Source organism: Desulfatitalea tepidiphila, from assembly GCF_001293685.1.
GTDB lineage: Bacteria > Desulfobacterota > Desulfobacteria > Desulfobacterales > Desulfosarcinaceae > Desulfatitalea > Desulfatitalea tepidiphila.
Genome location: NZ_BCAG01000001.1, coordinates 584,335 through 601,383 on the forward strand (window position 1 = coordinate 584,335; position 17,049 = coordinate 601,383).

The 17,049-nt window shown below is 61.8% G+C and carries 16 protein-coding genes; 5 read left to right on the plus strand and 11 right to left on the minus strand.

Features of this window, described 5'->3' with window-relative positions; translation table 11 throughout:
• Positions 1–33: 33 nt before the first annotated feature.
• Together aroB and aroF are read right to left on the minus strand one after the other, a co-directional pair.
• Entirely contained in the window at positions 34–1,053 is a 1,020-nt protein-coding gene (gene aroB / locus DFT_RS02570; protein WP_054029662.1) for a 3-dehydroquinate synthase, read from the minus strand.
• Positions 1,054–1,056: 3 nt separating this feature from the next.
• The gene (aroF, locus tag DFT_RS02575; RefSeq protein WP_054029663.1) at positions 1,057–2,067 is read right to left on the minus strand and encodes a 3-deoxy-7-phosphoheptulonate synthase; all 1,011 of its coding nucleotides are present in this window, start codon (positions 2,065–2,067) and stop codon (positions 1,057–1,059) included.
• A 380-nt stretch (positions 2,068–2,447) separates the two neighbouring features.
• On the opposite strand from aroF, the gene DFT_RS02585 reads away from it, so the two are divergent.
• The 4 genes from DFT_RS02585 to ftsH all read left to right on the plus strand — a co-directional run bounded on the left by DFT_RS02585 (position 2,448) and on the right by ftsH (position 6,218).
• Positions 2,448–2,906: a hypothetical protein gene (locus DFT_RS02585; protein WP_054029665.1), complete on the plus strand. Its 459-nt coding sequence runs from the start codon at positions 2,448–2,450 to the stop codon at positions 2,904–2,906.
• Between the two features lie 61 nt (positions 2,907–2,967).
• Positions 2,968–3,468, plus strand: a complete 501-nt coding sequence (locus DFT_RS02590; RefSeq protein ID WP_054029666.1) for an acyl-CoA thioesterase — start codon at positions 2,968–2,970, stop codon at positions 3,466–3,468.
• Between the two features lie 31 nt (positions 3,469–3,499).
• Complete coding sequence (locus DFT_RS02595) at positions 3,500–4,108, plus strand: LysE family translocator (RefSeq protein WP_054029667.1); 609 nt, start codon at positions 3,500–3,502, stop codon at positions 4,106–4,108.
• 319 nt (positions 4,109–4,427) lie between these two features.
• The gene (gene ftsH / locus DFT_RS02600) at positions 4,428–6,218 is read left to right on the plus strand and encodes an ATP-dependent zinc metalloprotease FtsH (protein WP_054029668.1); all 1,791 of its coding nucleotides are present in this window, start codon (positions 4,428–4,430) and stop codon (positions 6,216–6,218) included.
• Between the two features lie 52 nt (positions 6,219–6,270).
• On the opposite strand, the gene cydB is transcribed toward ftsH, so the two are convergent.
• The 4 genes from cydB to cydD form a co-directional block, all read right to left on the minus strand.
• Positions 6,271–7,287: a cytochrome d ubiquinol oxidase subunit II gene (gene cydB / locus DFT_RS02605; RefSeq protein WP_054029669.1), complete on the minus strand. Its 1,017-nt coding sequence runs from the start codon at positions 7,285–7,287 to the stop codon at positions 6,271–6,273.
• A gap of 88 nt (positions 7,288–7,375) precedes the next feature.
• A complete protein-coding gene (locus DFT_RS02610) occupies positions 7,376–8,728 on the minus strand; it encodes a cytochrome ubiquinol oxidase subunit I (RefSeq protein WP_054029670.1) in 1,353 nt (450 codons plus the stop codon).
• A gap of 99 nt (positions 8,729–8,827) precedes the next feature.
• Positions 8,828–10,576: a thiol reductant ABC exporter subunit CydC gene (gene cydC, locus DFT_RS02615; protein WP_054029671.1), complete on the minus strand. Its 1,749-nt coding sequence runs from the start codon at positions 10,574–10,576 to the stop codon at positions 8,828–8,830.
• A complete protein-coding gene (cydD, locus tag DFT_RS02620) occupies positions 10,560–12,353 on the minus strand; it encodes a thiol reductant ABC exporter subunit CydD (RefSeq protein WP_054029672.1) in 1,794 nt (597 codons plus the stop codon). The genes cydC and cydD overlap by 17 nt, the downstream gene beginning before the upstream one ends.
• Positions 12,354–12,513: 160 nt before the next feature.
• On the opposite strand from cydD, the gene DFT_RS02625 reads away from it, so the two are divergent.
• Positions 12,514–13,632, plus strand: coding sequence for an epoxyqueuosine reductase (locus DFT_RS02625; RefSeq protein ID WP_054029673.1), 1,119 nt, complete (start codon positions 12,514–12,516; stop codon positions 13,630–13,632).
• A 27-nt stretch (positions 13,633–13,659) separates the two neighbouring features.
• On the opposite strand, the gene DFT_RS02630 is transcribed toward DFT_RS02625, so the two are convergent.
• From DFT_RS02630 to DFT_RS02650, 5 genes are all read right to left on the minus strand, one after another.
• Positions 13,660–14,526 (minus strand): CheR family methyltransferase, encoded by an 867-nt coding sequence (locus DFT_RS02630; protein ID WP_054029674.1) that lies wholly within the window; start codon positions 14,524–14,526, stop codon positions 13,660–13,662.
• A 14-nt stretch (positions 14,527–14,540) separates the two neighbouring features.
• Positions 14,541–14,906, minus strand: coding sequence for a response regulator (locus DFT_RS02635; protein ID WP_054029675.1), 366 nt, complete (start codon positions 14,904–14,906; stop codon positions 14,541–14,543).
• A gap of 67 nt (positions 14,907–14,973) precedes the next feature.
• Positions 14,974–16,038 (minus strand): protein-glutamate methylesterase/protein-glutamine glutaminase, encoded by a 1,065-nt coding sequence (locus tag DFT_RS02640; protein WP_054029676.1) that lies wholly within the window; start codon positions 16,036–16,038, stop codon positions 14,974–14,976.
• A gap of 5 nt (positions 16,039–16,043) precedes the next feature.
• On the minus strand, positions 16,044–16,493 hold the full coding sequence (locus tag DFT_RS02645; protein ID WP_054029677.1) for a response regulator: 450 nt from the start codon (positions 16,491–16,493) through the stop codon (positions 16,044–16,046).
• A gap of 12 nt (positions 16,494–16,505) precedes the next feature.
• A complete protein-coding gene (locus tag DFT_RS02650) occupies positions 16,506–17,036 on the minus strand; it encodes a chemotaxis protein CheD (RefSeq protein WP_054029678.1) in 531 nt (176 codons plus the stop codon).
• Positions 17,037–17,049: the final 13 nt, after the last annotated feature.

Sequence of the window (17,049 nt, forward strand, 5' to 3'; positions counted from 1 at the left end):
TACGCGTCGGCTCGGAAGGGTGTCAACGAAGGATCAGCGCAGCCATTTTTCCAATTCATCCAGCCCCACCGTCTCCACCACCGCCTTTCCGATGGTTTCGAGCAGCACGAAGTGCAGCCGGGTCTGTTCGCGCTTTTTGTCTTTCTTCAAGGCTTCGAATACGGCCCGGCGGTCGAAATCCAGGGCCACTGGCAGGTCCAATCGCCCGAGCAGGGTCTTGATGCGTTCCAGGTGGGTCGGGGCCAGCAATCCTTTTTGAACGGAAAGTTCGGCCGCCTGGACCATGCCGGCGCTGACCGCCGCGCCATGGGAGATGCCCAGGGTCTTTTCAAAAGCGTGGCCGAGGGTGTGGCCGAAGTTGAGTTTGCGGCGCTCGCCCGCCTCGCGCTCGTCCTGGTTGACCACGGCGGCCTTGATGCGTACCGAGCCGTCCACCAGGTGCAACAGGGTGGGGTGGTCCATGCGGGCGATGGCGTCGCAGTGGGACTCGATGAAATCGAAATAGGCGGCGTCGGCGATGCAGCCGTGCTTGACGATTTCGGCCAGGCCGCAGGCGATCTCTTCGGGCGGCAGGGTGTCGAGCAGGGCGATGTCGGCCAGGACGAATTCGGGTTGGTTGAAGACGCCCACCATGTTTTTGTAGCCCTTGAAGTTGACGCCGTTTTTGCCGCCCACGGTGGCGTCCACCTGGGCCAGCAGGCTGGTGGGCACGAAGCCGAAGCGCAGTCCGCGCATGTAGGTCGAGGCGGCGAAACCGGTCACGTCCCCCACGATGCCGCCGCCGATGCCCACGATGAAGCTGCTGCGGTCGGCTTCCGCATCGATGAGCCGTTCATAGATCATAGCGAGGGTGTCCAGGGTCTTGTGCTGCTCCCCGCAGCCGATGGTGATGACGTCGCCTCGGGGGAAACGCTTGCCGTAGAGGGCGCCGACCGTTTCGTCGGTAATGATGATGGTGCGGCCATCGGGCAGGTAGTTTGCCAGGTTGTCAAACGTTTCGCCGACCAGCACCCGTGAGCGTCCGCTTTGCCCTTGGATCAGGATTTCGTGCATGGATCAATCGTCCTTCAATATGTCGTGGACCCTCCGGACATCCCGGCACAGCCGGGTGAACTGCTCGGGGTAGAGCGATTGTGCGCCGTCACTCAGGGCGTTTTGGGGCTCGTGGTGGACTTCCACCATCAATCCATGGGCGCCGACGGCTACGGAGGCGCGGCTCAGCGGGATCACCTGGTCGCGTTTGCCGGCCGCGTGGCTCGGATCGATGATGATCGGCAGGTGGCTCTCTTTCCGAACCACGGGCACCACCGAAAGATCCAGAGTGTTTCGGCTGTGGCGCACGAAAGTCCGCACCCCGCGTTCGCAGAGGATGACATTGGGGTTGCCGCCGGCCATGATATATTCGGCGGCCATGAGCCATTCATCCAGGGTGGCCGACATGCCGCGTTTGAGCATGATCGGCCGCCGGCATTTGCCGGCGCGCTTGAGCAGGCTGAAGTTCTGCATGTTGCGCGTTCCGATCTGCACGATGTCGGCGTACGCTTCGACCTGATCGAAGGTCTCGGTGTCCATCACTTCGGTCACCACCGGCATGTCGAAGGTGTCGCGCACCTTGGCGAGAATCTTGAGGCCCGCCAGTCCCATGCCCTGGAAGGTGTAGGGCGAGGTGCGCGGCTTGTAGGCGCCGCCCCGAAAAATGTGGCCGCCGGCCTCTTTGACCCGTTCGGCGATGGTCATGGCTTGCGCTTCGCTCTCGATGGCGCACGGTCCGCCGATGAGGGTCAGATGGCCGTTACCGATGGTGACTTTGCCGACCTCGATCAGCGTGTCGCTGGGTTTGATTTCCCGACTGACCAGCTTGTAGGGGCGCGTGACGGGGATGGCGTCCTTGACGCCGGGCAGACCGATGAAGAGCGCCGGATCCACCGGGCCCTCGTTGTTCAGGATGCCGATGGAGACCCGGTCGCCGCCGGGAATCGGCCGGGCCGTGTAGCCTTTGGACTCGATGATGTCGACGACCCGCTGGACCTCTTCGGCAGTGGCTTTCCTATCCATTACGATCAGCATGAATCTTCCTCCTTCACCTTGCCGGACCCATGGCATCCTCCCACTTCAAAAAAAAAGACCGTGGGCGGTTCGTGCCCACGGTCCGGAAATCTGAGTTGTCGGGATCGACACCGGTCAACCGGTGGGCAAAGTGCGCCACAGCGCAAAGCGCCACCAATTTCCCCCGATCCGACCGTTTGCTTTTTTCCCGAATGCCATTGTTTACCTCGAATTGAAAGGGATAAGAGCACTGTGTCCGATTTTTGTCAAGTTTTTCCACGATCGGACGATAATATTTGGATGGTCACGTTTTTGTCCATCTTGAGAACGCTATGTTTGCGCCTTGGGCGCTCTATGTTATTTAACCCATTTTTTGTTCCACATGAAAAGGAGTTGATAAAATGCATTGTAATTTCAATGGAAAAATCAAATCGTGGTGCATCGCGGCGGTCATCGGGCTAATGGTTTTGTCGGCGGGCAGCGCCCTGGCCGATAGAAACGCGGTGGTTCGAATCACCAGTCCGGTGTATGATAGCAATCATGCGGTCGGAGATAATATCTATCTGACATGCAGTGTCAAAGATTCTGCCGGCGCCGATGTGAGCGGACTGGAGCTGATCTGGATTTCGAACCTGGATGGACGCATCGGTACGGGAAGGAGCGTGACCACGAACAAATTGAGCACGGGGATTCACCTCATCACACTCAATGCCACCAATGGCGCCGGCGCGGCCGTCGGATCGGACGCCATTAAAATCAAGGTGAGTTATGTCAACAAAAACCAGGATACCGAATCAACCGGAGTCGTCGACATCGACAACACCGGCGGGGAAGGATACGTCGTCAACCCCATGTTCTAGCCGCTCTGAAACCGACGGGGCGGCGGCGTGCGGTGTTCAGGACAGGCCGAACGGTTGCCGTGTGACCATCGACCAGCTTCACGCGCTGCCCCTGTACCATCGCCAGACCATTCCCGACGATTACATGGACGCCATGGGCCACATGAATGTGCGCTGGTACATGGCCCTGTTCGACGAGGCTACCTGGGGGCTTTTCGATGACGTGGGGCTGACCGCCGCCTACTTCAAGGCCCACCAGGCCGGCGGATTCGCCCTGCGGCAGTTCATCAACTACTGGAGCGAGGTGCACGCCGGCCAGACCGTGGCCGTGCACACCCGGCTTCTGGGAAGATCGGCCAAGCGCTTCCACTTCATGCACTTCATCATCAATGAGACCACCTGTCAGGCGGCCGCCAGCCTGGAGTCCCTGGGCACCCATGCCGATCTGCGGCAACGCAAATCCTCACCCTTGCCGCCGGCCATCGCCGAGCGGCTCGACGCCCACCTGGCAAGAAACCAGCGGCTTGACTGGCAGGCCCCGGTGTGCGGCGCCATCACCCTTTTGCCCGACCCGGCCATATAGCCGATTCCATCGACGAGGGCGGGACACACGCATGTTGAACGAGCTGACCATGGGGATGTTGCTGGGACTGTCCGCCGGTCTGTCGCCGGGCCCCCTGCTGGCGCTCGTCATGACCGAAACCCTGGCCCACGGCACGCGGGCCGGTCTGCGGGTGGCCCTGGCCCCGCTGGTCACCGATGCACCGATCATCCTGGTGACCGTCTTCATCCTGGCCAGGCTGAGCGAATTTCGACCCCTGCTGGGCATCGTCTCCCTCGCAGGGGGGCTGTTCGTCTGCTACCTGGGCGTCAGCCATCTGCGTGTGCATCCGGCATCCGTCGATCTGCATGACGCCCGACCGCTTTCGCTGTTCAAGGGCATCGTGGTCAATTTTCTCAGCCCCCACCCCTATCTGTTCTGGCTGGGCGTCGGCGCCCCGACCATCACACGCGCCATGGCCAAAGGCCCGATCGCGCCCCTGGCCTTCATCGTCGGTTTTTATCTCCTGCTGGTGGGTTCCAAGGTGGCCTTGGCCGTCGCCTTGGGCAAATCGGGCGCCTTCCTGACGGGCCGGTGGTACCTCGGCATCATGCGATTGCTCGGCGGGCTGCTGATCATCCTGGGCATCCTGCTGTTCAGGGAAGGGTTGCGGTTGTTGTAGATTCGAATGGAGGGTGCGGGGGCCGCATTATGTGTTATGTTATTTTTTCCGGCTTGATTATTGAAAACGATTTCTAAAAATGGACTGAATCGCGACAAGCCGCTGAACCGGCCTTGAAGGTCTCAGTCCTCGCTCGGCGCCTGGATGACGCTATGACCATCCGCCGGTCCCACCGCTTGACGAAGTACAGGGGTATGATGAGAAAAAGCGTCTTTTCGATAGACACATAGTTCGTATTCCGAGGATTAAATTTTTCGCGCAATGCAGATTTCGGGCAAATTGGTCATTTGTGGATAGGCACTATTTAAGAGGGGAGCGTATGGAAAACAAGACCAAGTTCAACATCTGGTACATCCTGATGGCGGTGTGGGGCATTTTGCTGCTGCAGAACCTGATTTTTTCCCAGTTTCGGCCCAAGGTGATTCCGTACAGCGAGTTCATGCAAGCGGTGATGGAAGACAAGGTGATCGAAATCGCCATCGCCAAGGACCGCATCCATGGGAAGATGAAAGACGAGGAGGGGGGCGAAATCCTTTTTACCACCGTGCGTGTGGATACGGATCTTTCCGATGCGTTGACCGAGCACAACGTGAAGTTTTCAGGAGAGGTGGAAAACACGCTTTTTAAAACGATCCTGTCGTGGGTTCTGCCGGTGCTGCTCTTTTTCGGGGTCTGGTACTTCCTGATGCAGCGCATGCAGGCCGGCCAGGTGGGCATGATGCAGTTCGGCAAGAACAAGGCCAAGATCATCGGCGAAAAGGACATCGAGACGCGTTTCGATGATGTGGCCGGTGCCGACGAGGCCAAGGAAGAGCTGCAGGAGATCGTCAGCTTTCTGAAACAGCCCCAGGACTATGTGGCCATCGGCGGCCAGATGCCCCGGGGGGTTCTGCTGGTGGGACCGCCGGGTACCGGTAAAACCCTGATCGCCCGGGCCGTGGCCGGTGAGGCGGGGGTCCCCTTCTTTTCCATCAGCGGTTCGGAATTTGTGGAGATGTTCGTAGGCATGGGCGCCGCGAGGGTGCGGGATCTGTTCGTACAGGCGCGCGAGAAGGCGCCGTGCATCATCTTCATCGACGAACTGGACGCCCTCGGCAAGGCGCGCGGCGCCGGCATGATGGGCGGCCACGACGAGCGCGAGCAGACGCTCAATCAGCTCCTGGTGGAGATGGACGGCTTCGACCCCAGCAACGGCATCATCATCATGTCGGCCACCAACCGGCCCGAGGTGCTCGACCCGGCCCTGCTCCGATCCGGCCGCTTCGACCGCCAGGTGCTCATCGACCGACCGGACATCAACGGCCGCCTGGCCATTTTGAAGATCCACGCCAAGCGGATCAAGCTGGCCGAGGATGTGGATCTGTCGGTGATCGCGCAGAAGACCCCAGGTTTTTCAGGGGCAGATCTCGCTAATGCCCTTAACGAGGCGGCCTTGCTGGCGGTGCGCAAGAAGAAGCAGACCGTGGGGATCGAGGAGTTGGACGAGGCCGTGGACCGCATCATCGGCGGCCTGGAGAAGAAAAACCGGGTGATCAATCCCAAGGAGAAAAAGATCGTGGCCTATCACGAGGTGGGGCATGCCCTGACCGCCGTGCTCACCCCGGGCACCGACCCAGTGCACAAAATTTCCATCATACCGCGGGGATTGGCCGCGCTGGGGTACACCCAGCAGCGGCCCACCGAGGACCGCTACCTGATGAGCTACGAGGAGCTGCTGTCCAAGATCGATGTGTTGCTCGGCGGGCGCGTGGCCGAAAAGATCATGTTCAACAGCGCCACCACCGGGGCGGGCAACGATTTGATGCGCGCCACGGATATCGCCCGCGCCATGGTAGCCGAATATGGCATGGGCGAAACCCTGGGGTTGTCGACCTATCCCCGGCAGCGCACACCGGTTTTCCTGCAGACCGACCAACCTTTTGGCGGCGCCCGCGAGTACAGCGAGGCCACGGCGGCCAGACTGGACGAGGAGATCAAGGCGCTTCTCGATCAACGGGAGCAGCATGTGCGGGATATGCTCACCGATCACAAGGAGGCGCTGATACGGATCGCCGAGCGTCTTTTGGAAAAAGAGGTGATCTATGAGGATGAGTTCAAGAGTTTGATCTAAACGGCAAACGACACTCACAAGGCGGGCCGGGCGCCCGCCCTGTGAGCGTATGCTAGTACATCATGTCTTCGGTGCGGATCTTGTCTTTGAACAGCTGATAGGACCAGATCTGATACGCCAGTACCAGGGGCACGAAAAACAATGCCACGAAGAGCATGATTTTCAGGGTCAGCGGGCTGGACGAGGCGTTGTGGGCGGTCAGACTGTAGGCCGGATCGATGCTCGACGGGAACAGGTTGGGGAAGAGCCCGACCACGCCGAAAAAGGTGCAGCCGATGATGGTCACGGCCGATGCGACCCAGGCCTTGAAGATCTCTTTTCTGGACAGGAAGACCTTGGCCCCGAAGAGACCGGCCACGGCCAGAAGGACGATGACGAAGAGCACGGGATGGGCCAGGTAGTTGTCATAGAGCCCGGTGGCGAATTTGGTGGCGATCAGAAAGACCACAGCGACCACCAGCAGGACCGGCCAGATGCCGTTGGCCGTTTTAACGGCCCGGTCGTGAATGGGGCCCTGACTGCGAACGGAGAGCCAAAGGGATCCGTGCTGCAGGAAGAGCAGTAAAAAGAGCAGGCCGCCCAGCAGGCCATAGGGGTTGAGAAGGGTCAGCAGGGTGCCCTGGTAGACCCCTTCCTGATCGAACGGTATGCCCCGGAAGATGTTGGCAAAGGCTACCCCGAAAAGAATGGCGGGCAGCACGCTGCCGACAAAAATGCAGGTGTCCCATATCTTCGTCCATTTGGGGTCGTCGATCTTGTGCCGGAATTCGAACGACACACCCCGGATGATCAAGGCGAAGAGAATAAGCATCAAGGCGGTGTAAAGCGACGAAAACATGACTGCGTAGACCAGCGGAAATGCGGCGAAGGTGACGCCGCCGGCGGTCAGCAGCCACACCTGATTCCCATCCCAAACCGGCCCCATGGCGTTGATCATGGTGCGCTTGTCCGCGTCGCTCTTGCCCAGGAAGGGATAGAGCGATCCGATCCCCAGGTCGAATCCGTCCGTAATGAAGTAGATCGCCCAGAGCAACCCCCAAAGCAAAAACCATATGTTCTGTAGTGCCATCTTTATCTCCTGGTTCGTTATGCTTCAATCAATGGATTTTTCAGCGGATTTTTTAACTGTAGGCGCGATCGAAGTCCGTCCGCTGGAATCAGGCCGTCTTCAGCGGCTGTCCGATCGCTCCGTGCCCATTATCGTCGCCGTCCATATCAGGCCCCTGGATGGCCTTGCGGGCGATCAGGTAAAAGCCGGCCAGGCCCAGCAGGCCATACACGATGATAAAGGCGGCCAGGCTGATGCCCACCTGGGAGGCGGCGATGGGCGAATCGGCCTCCGCCGTTTTCATCAGCCCGTACACGATCCAGGGCTGCCGCCCGATTTCGGTGACCAGCCATCCCAGTTGAATGGCCAGGTAGGGTAGCGGGATCGCCGCGACCATGATCTTGAGGTAGAGGGGGGTGTTCACCAGTTTGTCTTTGAGAAACAGGCCGGCGATGGAGAGCAGGATGAAAACCGTGCCCAGACCCACCATGCCCTTGAAGGCGAAGGATGTGATCAGCACCGGCGGGTGTTCTTCCTTGGGAAAATCGTTGAGTCCTTTGATTTCTGCGTTGAAATCGTGTTTGACCAGCAGGCTCAGCGCGCCGGGGATGGGGCCGATTTCGATGGTGTTGCGTCCGTTTTCTTCATCGGGCCAGGCAAACAGGTAAACCGGTGCCGCCTTCTGGGTTTCCCACAGCGATTCCATGGCCGCCAGCTTGGCGGGCTGCTTTTCCCCCACCACCACGCCGTTGAGATCTCCCATGATGAAAACCACCAGGGAGAAGACGACGGCAAAGCCCAAGCCGGTCTTGAACGAGCGGTTGAAGAAGTCCACGTTATTCTTCTTGAGCAGGTGGTAAGCGCTGATCCCCATGATGAAAAAGGCGCCCAGCACCATGGCCGAGCTGATGGTATGGATGATTTTGACGACGGCAAACTTCTGGGTCACCACCGCCGCGAAATCGGTGAGCTCCGCTCGGCCTTCGCGAATGGTGTAGCCGACCGGGCTCTGCATCCAGGCATTGGCCACCAGGATCCATACGGCGGACAGGTGGGAACCCAGCGCCACCAGCCACATCACCGCGGCATGGGCCTTTTTGGAGAGTTTGTTCCAGCCGAAGATCCATACGCCGATGAGGGTCGATTCGAGAAAAAAGGATGCGGTCGCCTCTATGGCCAGCAGGGAGCCGAAGATATCGCCTACATAAGCGCTGTAGCGCGACCAGTTGGTGCCGAACTGGAATTCCAGCGTGATGCCCGTGACCACACCCACGGCAAAGTTGATGAGAAACAGCTTGGCCCAGAACTTGGTCATGTCCAGGTAGGTCTTGTCTCCGGTGCGGATGTACTTGGTTTCCATGTAGGCCACGATGATCGACAGCCCCAGGGTCAGGGGCACGAAGAGAAAGTGGAACATGGTCGTGGCCGCGAACTGAAATCTAGACAGCAATAGTGCATCCATAACTGATCCTTTTTCTTTTATAGGCTTGATTGGGGGGTCTTTCGCCTGCAGGGCACGGAGCGGCATCGAACCGTCCGATCATCATTCCGAAAAAGCATGCTACGATAAAACGCCCCCGGATATCAAGTCCCGATAGCGTTGATGCTGAGTATAAAGGGTCTGGTGCTCGCCCTCGGCCGTCACCCGGCCGCCATCGAGAAACACCACGCGATCCAACAGGGCCGCTTCGGACGGGCGGTGGGTGATCCACAGGAGGGTCTTGCCGTTGCTTCGCTTCAGGATGGAGGTCGTCAGTATCCGGGCCGTGCGGGGATCGAGGCCTTCGGTGGGTTCGTCCAGAACCCATATCGGCGCATCGCTCAGGAAGGCCCGTGCCACGGCCAGGCGTCTGGCCTGTCCGCCGGACAGGCGGCGGCCGGTCTCGCCCAGCCATGTCTCCAGGCCGTCGGGCAACTCGGCCAGGAGTTGCATCAGGCCGGCCGCGGCCAGGGCATCACGCAATTGCGCCTGAGAGGCTTCGGGATTGGACAGCCGTAGATTGTCGGCCAGGGTGGCATTGAAGATATGGGCCTGCTGGGAGATGATGCACACCCAGCGCCGCAAATCCGTTTCGCTGAAGGTCCGCAGCTCGCGGCCGCCGATCAGGATGCGGCCCTCGTCAGGGTCCTGGAACCGGGCCAACAGGTGGGCCAGGGTGCTTTTGCCCGCGCCAGAGGCACCGAGAACCGCCACCCGTCGGCCGGACGCCACACGCAGGTCGAACCGGTCGAGGACCGGTGGCGCCCCCGCGGCATAGGCGAAGTGGACACGATCAAAGGCCAGGTCGAATCCGTCCGGCGGTGATTCGCTCACGGGTGGAAAATCGACCGGTGCAGCGGCATCGGTGATGTCGACCAGGCGCCTGGCCGCCTCCCGGGTGCGCGACAGGTGGAGAAAGGCGTTGGGCAACGGCCAGAAGGCATCGAATGACGCCAGAAAGGCCAGCATGGCCAGGGCCAATCGAGCCCCATCGAGCCTCCCGTCGGCGCAGCGGCCCGCTCCGACATAGAGCACCAGGGCCGCGCCGAGACCGGAAAACAGGACGAGCATCGCCGTGCATGCCCCGTTCAGGGCGTTCATGCGGCCCTGGACCGCCTGTAAAGCCCGGTCGTCTTGCCGGATCGCTTCGAGGTGATGGCCGTCGGCGCCGTAGATCCATATTTCCGCCAGGCCCTGGAGATAGGCCACGGTGCGGGTTCGCAGCACGACGCTGGCGCGGGAGAGGGCCTCGCCCGCCTTTCGTCCCAGGCGTGCGCTGCCAACGGGCAGAAGGGCGTTCAGGACCCAAACGGCCGCCGCGGCCAAGGCCACGCCGGGGTCCAGTCGCCAGAGGAACAGGCCGAGCAGCGCGGTCGCCGTGGCCGCGACGGCGGTCGGCGAGAGGACGCGCAGGTAGAGATTGTCCAGGGTATCGATGTCCTCCACCGCGCGACCGAGGATGTCGCCGCTGGGGTAGCGGAAGAGAACAGCCGGCACCAGGGGTTCGATGCGCCTGAAAAACCAGTCTCTGAGGCTTTCCAGAATGCGGAAGGTGGCGTCGTGGCTGAAGATCCGCTCCCCATAACGCGCCAGAGTTCGTACGAAGGCGAAGAGCCGCACGCCAACGCTGGGCAAAAAGAAGTTGAACTGCGCGGCGCCGGCAGCGGTCAGGCCGGCCACCGCGGCGGCCGTCAGGAACCACCCGGCCAGGGCCAGCAGGCCGACCGCGGCCAGCACCGCCAGCCACCCCAGCAGGCTGCCCAGGGCCATGGGACCTTTGTGGCATTGTAAACCGCGCATCAGAGGCCGCCATTCACGGGGCAAGATCATCGGTGCCTCCTTGTATTCGGTTGACCAGGCGGTAGAAGACGCCCCGTTCGGCCATCAGCGCTGCGTAGGTGTCGCACGCCACGATCCGGCCGTCGGCCATGACCGCGATGCGATCCATTCCGGCCAACGCGGCCAGCCGATGGGTCGCCATCAGCACGGTGCGGCCACGGGGCAGACGTTCCAGGGCGGCCATGATCATCCCGGCGCTGGTCGGGTCCAGACCGGCGGTGGGTTCGTCGAGCACCAGGATCGGCGCCGCTTTCAACCAGGCCCGGGCCAGGGCCACGCGTTGGGCCTGGCCGCGGGAAAGACCGTAGCCACCTTCGCCGACCCGCGTTTCGAGGCCCTCCGGCAGGCGATCGGCAAATTCCAGCACACCGGTCGCCCGTGCGGCGGCCTGGACATCAGCGTCATCGGCTCCCTTGCGGCCCATGAGGATGTTCTCCCGGATGGTGCCGAAAAACAGGACCGGATGCTGACCGACCCATGAAAAGGCGTCCTGCCGCCGTTCCGGGGCCAGATCAAACAACGGTACCCCGTTGGCCGATATTCGGCCTTGCCCGGGATGCACGAATCCCAACATGGCGTTGAGCAGCGACGTTTTTCCGGCACCGCTTTCACCCACCAGCGCGATGCGCTGGCCGGCCGGAATGTCGAGACTGATGTCGAAAAGGACCTCACGAGCCGCATTGGGGTAGCGCATGCAGAGGTTTTCGATGCGCAGGTCGATGCGGTCGCCGGGGATGGCGCATCGTGAGGTCGCCGCTTCGGGCAGGGGGGTGTCGAGGATTTTTAGGATCTCTTCGGCGGCGCCGGCGGCTTGGGCGCGGGTGTGGTAGTGGACGCCCAACTCCCGCAGGGGGTGGTAGAACTCCGGGGCCAGCAGCAGGATGAAGAGCCCCCCGTATAGCGTCAGGGGGCGGTCCCAGGCACCGAAATCGTAATACCCCAGGAAGCTCATGCCGAGATAGACAGCCACCAGGGCGATGGCGATGGAACTGAAGAACTCGAGCACGGCCGACGACAAAAATGCCACGCGCAGCACGCGCATGGTCTGCACCCGATAGGTGCCGGCCGTTTCGGCCACCCGGTCGGCCTCGGCATGGGCCCGGTCGAAGAGTTTGAGGGTCGGCAATCCCTGCAGGGCATCCAGAAAATGGGCGCTGAGGCGGGCCAGGGCGGTGAAGTAACGCTGGCTGATGCTTCTGGCGCCCATGCCGATGAGCACCATGAAAAACGGAATCAGCGGCGCGGTGACCAGCAACAGGCCGCCGGCCGCCCAGCTGACGGGAAAGACAAATGCCAGGATGGCCACCGGTACGGCCACGGCCAGGGCCAGCTGGGGCAAGTAGTGGGCGAAAAAGCCGTGCAGCCCCTCGATCTGCTCCATGACCGCACTGGTCAGCGCGCCGCCGGCGTGACCGGCGGCATGCACAGGACCGAGGCGGGTGATGTGATCGACCAGCGCCATGCGCACCTGGCCGCGCACCTGGGCCCCGGCCCGAAAACCGGCTTTTTCCCGGCCCCAGACCAGCGCGGCCTTGACGATGGCGGCCGCTATCAGCACGGAGAAATCGAACAGCAACGCTTCCCTCGGCCTGCCGTCGATGGCCACGGCGTGAACGATGCGCGCCAGGCACCCGGCCTGGATGATCAACACCATGCCGGCGGCCGCCCCCAATCCGATGGAGACGGTGATCCAGGGCATGGCGGGTCTGGCCCGCGTTAGAAGCCAGCGCAGCCCCTGGTGGGAGATGACATCGCTGTCGGACGGCATATCAGGCGGTCACTTTCCTCTCGGCGTTGCAGACGGGGGTTCAAGGCAGGAGGATCATACATGAGCCTCGTAGATTTTCAAGTATTCGAACCCCCCTTGCTATCTGCGATCCGCATCATGTATTCTGAACCATTCAATACAACGCGCAACAGGAGCGGACATGATTACCAAAGCGGATGTGATCGCCAGGGCCATGGAACAGGGTTTCGATGACGTCGGGTTCACTTCGGCCGAGCCGTTCGACGCCCATCGGACCTTTCTGGAGCAGCACCAGAAAGAGTACGGATGGGTCGAGACAAGCGGCTTAGGGTTGCTCCAGGGAACTGATCCCAAGAGCACCCTGCCCGGGGCCGAGACGATCATCGTATTGATGGAGGCCTACTACAAGATGGCCAATCCGACCTTTCTGGAGGCCCATTTCGGGCGCTGTTATCTGGACGACGACCGGGTCACCAAAGACGGTCTGGCCCTGCGGATCAAGGCTTTTCGGGGTTATCTGCGGGACCACGGCATCCAATCCAAAGTGCCCTTCAACCTGCCCCACCGCATGGCCGCGGCCCGGGCGGGCATGGGTACCTTCGGCAAGAACTGTCTGCTTTTTTCAAGAAAAGCCGCCCGCCGGAGTTCGTGGGTGCTGCCCATCACCGTGGTGGTGGATCGCCGGTTCGAGCCGGACACGCCCTCCATCCGCAAGGGGTGCCCCGACTGGTGCCGGAACGCGTGCATCGCCGCCTGCCCCACCCGGGCCCTGAAAGGCGATGGGACCATCGATCCGCTGCGGTGCATCTCCTATTTGAGTTACTACGGCGAGGGTTTGACGCCGTTGGAATGGCGAGAACCCATGGGTCTTTACGTTTACGGGTGCGACCGCTGCCAGAATGTCTGCCCCCGCAATGCGGCCTGGCTGGCCGAGGAGTTGCCCCCCAATCCCAGGGTGGCGGCCAAGGCCGATTATTTGCGCCTGGAGCGGCTGCTGCGCATGGACAAGACCTGGTTTAAAACCCATATCTGGCCGCACATGTTTTACATGCCCGCTGATCAAATCTGGCGCTGGCAGATGAATGCGGCGCGGGCCATGGGCAATACCCACGACGAACGCTACATCGACGACCTGGCCGATGCGGGCCGCCGCAATCCGGACGAACGGGTGCGCGCCATGGCGGCCTGGGCCCTGGGGCGCATCGGCGGCGTCCGGGCTCGCGCGAAGCTGGCCGAACTCGAGCGCCTGTCCGAAGGGATCGTGCTGGAAGAGGTGACGGCGGCGATTCAAGCCGCCTGATAAGCGCGGATCTCGTGCATCGTCTTGCTACAGCTTTCGATACACCGTCGTGGCGATCTGCCGCAGCGGCAGGTTGAAGCCGTTGAGGGTCTCCGAGTGTCCCATGAAGAGATAGCCGCCCGGCTTGAGGCATCGGCATAACCGCGCGAGCACGGCCTCCTGGGTGGGGCGGTCGAAGTAAATGATCACATTGCGGCAGAAGATGATGTCCATCTCCGCGGTGCGGCCGTAGTCGGCGTCCATCAGGTTGAGCCGCTGGAATTTCACCCGGCCGCGCAAATCCGGGATGATGCGCACGCGGGGCCGCCCGCGGTCTTTGCTGCGCAGCAGGTATTTTTTCTTCAGGGCCATGGGGACTGGTTCGACTTCGCGCTCTTCGTAGATGGCCTGGCGGCCCGTTTCCAGTACCCGGGTGGAGATGTCGGTGGCCAGAATCTGGTAGGCGAAGCCCTGCACTTGCCCGGCATATTCACTGAGCACCATGGTCAGGGTGTAGGCTTCGGCGCCGGTGGAACAGCCCGCACTCCACAATTTCAGGGGCCGGCGCAGCCCGGCACCGGTCTGGTTCAGCAGGTCGGGCAAGGTGGTTTCCGTCAGCACCTGGAAATGGCGCGGCTCGCGGAAAAAGTCGGTTTTGTTGGTGGTCACCGCGTCGAGCAGGTGGTGCAATTCCCGGTCACGCCCCTCGTCGCTGAATACATAGTCATGGTAGGCCTCGAAACTGTCCAGGCGCAGCCGGCGCAGCCGTTTCTGCAGCCGGGACTGGAGCATGGTGCGCTTGGAGGGCGGCATCTTGATACCCAGTTCGGCCGTGATGAACCGGCTCAGGGCGTCGAACAGTTGAGGGGTCAACAGGGTGCCTCTCGACGTGCGGGCGGCGATGTCGGCGGTCATGGGGCCTCTCCTGATTAGCCGAGCACCTTTTTCACCACGGCCAGCAGCTGGTCGGGTTTGAAGGGTTTGACGATCCATCCGGTGGCGCCGGCGGCCTTGGCCTCGTTCTTCTTTTCCGCCTGTGACTCGGTGGTCAGAAAGACGATGGGCATGAATTTGCACTCGGGTTTGGCGCGCAGGGCCTTGATCAGTTCAAGGCCGTTCATGTTGGGCATATTCAGGTCCGTGATCACCATCTGCACACCGGCGCCGTTGAGCTTGTTCAAGGCATCGCGCCCGTCCTGGGCTTCGCTGACCTCGTAACCGGCCCCCTTGAGGGTGAACGAGACCATCTGGCGTACGCTGGCCGAGTCGTCCACAGTCATGATTTTTTTACTCATTTTCTGATTGCCTCCTTGTGTCGTGCCACCCACGGACGGTTGCTGATGAATAACGGATAGACGGTATCTACAAACATTGCCGCAACACCAGATTGGCGATGCCCTCGAGGGGCATGACCTTGTCCACGGCGCCTTTCTTGATCGCCTCCTTGGGCATGCCAAACACCACGCAGGTGGCTTCGTCCTGGGCGATGGTATAGGCCCCGGCCTCTTTCATCTCCAGCAAGCCCTGGGCCCCGTCGTCGCCCATGCCGGTCATCAGGACGCCCACGGCGTTGGCGCCGGCATAGCGCGCCGTGGAACGGAACAGCACATCCACCGACGGCCGGTGGCGGCTCACCAGCGGCCCCTCTTTGACCTCCACGAAGTAGCGCGCGCCGCTGCGTTTGAGCAGGGCATGACGGTTGCCCGGGGCGATCAGGGCCCGGCCGCGCATCACCGTATCGTCGTTTTCCGCCTCTTTGACCGTCACCTGGCAGGTGGTGTTGAGGCGTTCGGCAAAGGCGCGCGTGAAGTGCTCGGGCATGTGCTGCACGATCACGAGGCCCGGGGCGTCGGCCGGCAGCATTTCCAGAAACACGCGCAGTGCCTCGGTACCGCCGGTGGATGCGCCCACTGCGATCACCTTGTCGGTGGTGCGCACCATGGCGCGGCTGGCCGGCTTGGCGATCACCGCATCGGCCGTCAGTTTGGGTTCGATGCGGCGCGGGGGCGCAATGCGTTTGACCCGGGCGGCGGCCGAGGCGCAAATCGCGTCACAGATGCGCACCCGGGACTCTTCCAGGAAGTTGCGGGTGCCCACACGGGGCTTGGCGATGACTTCGACGGCCCCCAGCTCCATGGTCTTGAGGGCCGACAGGGAGCCTTTTTCGGTCAGACTCGAACAGACCACCACGGGCACGGGATGCTGGCTCATGATCTTCTCCAGGAAAGTGAGCCCGTCCATGCGCGGCATTTCAAGATCCAGGGTGATGACATCCGGCGCTTGTTTGCGCATGCGTTCGGCGGCGATGAACGGATCCTGGGCCGTCGCCATCACTGCCAGCCGCGGGTCGGCGTTGATGATCTCGGTCAGGGTGTTGCGCACCACCGCCGAATCGTCCACGATGAGTACTTGTATTTTGGTTTTCATGTCTCTTATCCTGTGATCGTCCGCAAACATGGCGTACCGGACGGCGTGACTTCCGTTTGCGCCACCAAACCCAGTTGGAACAGCTCGGACATCAACTGGCGCTCCCGGATGGGTTTGACCAGATATGCGGTGGCGCCGCCTCGGTAAATCGCCGTCATCACCGATTGGGGATGGTCCAGGGCCGTGACCATGATCACCTTGACCTTCAGCGGGTCGCGAATCTCTTTTGCTTTTTCTATTTCGCGGATGCGAACCAGGGCTTCCTGACCATCCATGTCGGGCATCAAGATGTCCAGACAGATGAGGTTGTAGGGCCGGTTCTGCTGCCATGCGCGCTCGAAGGCCTGCACCGCATCAGCGCCGTTTGTCACCGCGTCACATGGTCCGAGACGGCCGAGCAGCCGTTGGGCGATGGTTCGTGAAGCAAATTCATCATCCGCGATCAGGGTTTTCATCGTCGATTCCTTTCACGCCTCTATTGTGTCGGCCACCATCGCGGGTATGAGTCGTTTCAGCCACACTTCGCCGCTGGCGGTATCGAACAGGATTTTGCGGCCCGTGGCGCCGCCCACATCCGCGACCTTGAGCCTGAAGGCCAGACGCTGGAGCGACGACAGGGCGGCCTGCACATTGAGCCGGCCGACGCTCGGCGGCTGGATCCGCCGGTTCCCTCGTCCCATCATGGCCGCCCCGCCGAAAAGCTTCACCTCGACCTGCCCCGGGCGCACGCCGCAGTCGGCCATCCAGCGTCCCATGGCGTCGATGGCACAAGTTGCGTAACGGCCCATGGCCTCGCAACCCGTCGTGCACCCCGTCGACCGCGGGCATTGGGGCTGCAACACATGGCATATGGCCGCCAGGCCGGAGGCGCGATGGTAAAAGGTCACCGACACGCAAGAGCCCAGAACCGTGGTCACCACCACCGGCCGTTCCGTGCAGTAAATTTCGCCCGGCTTCAGGTAGTGCTGCGGCCGATCGGCATGATGGGGCAGGGGCATGACGATCGGTCCG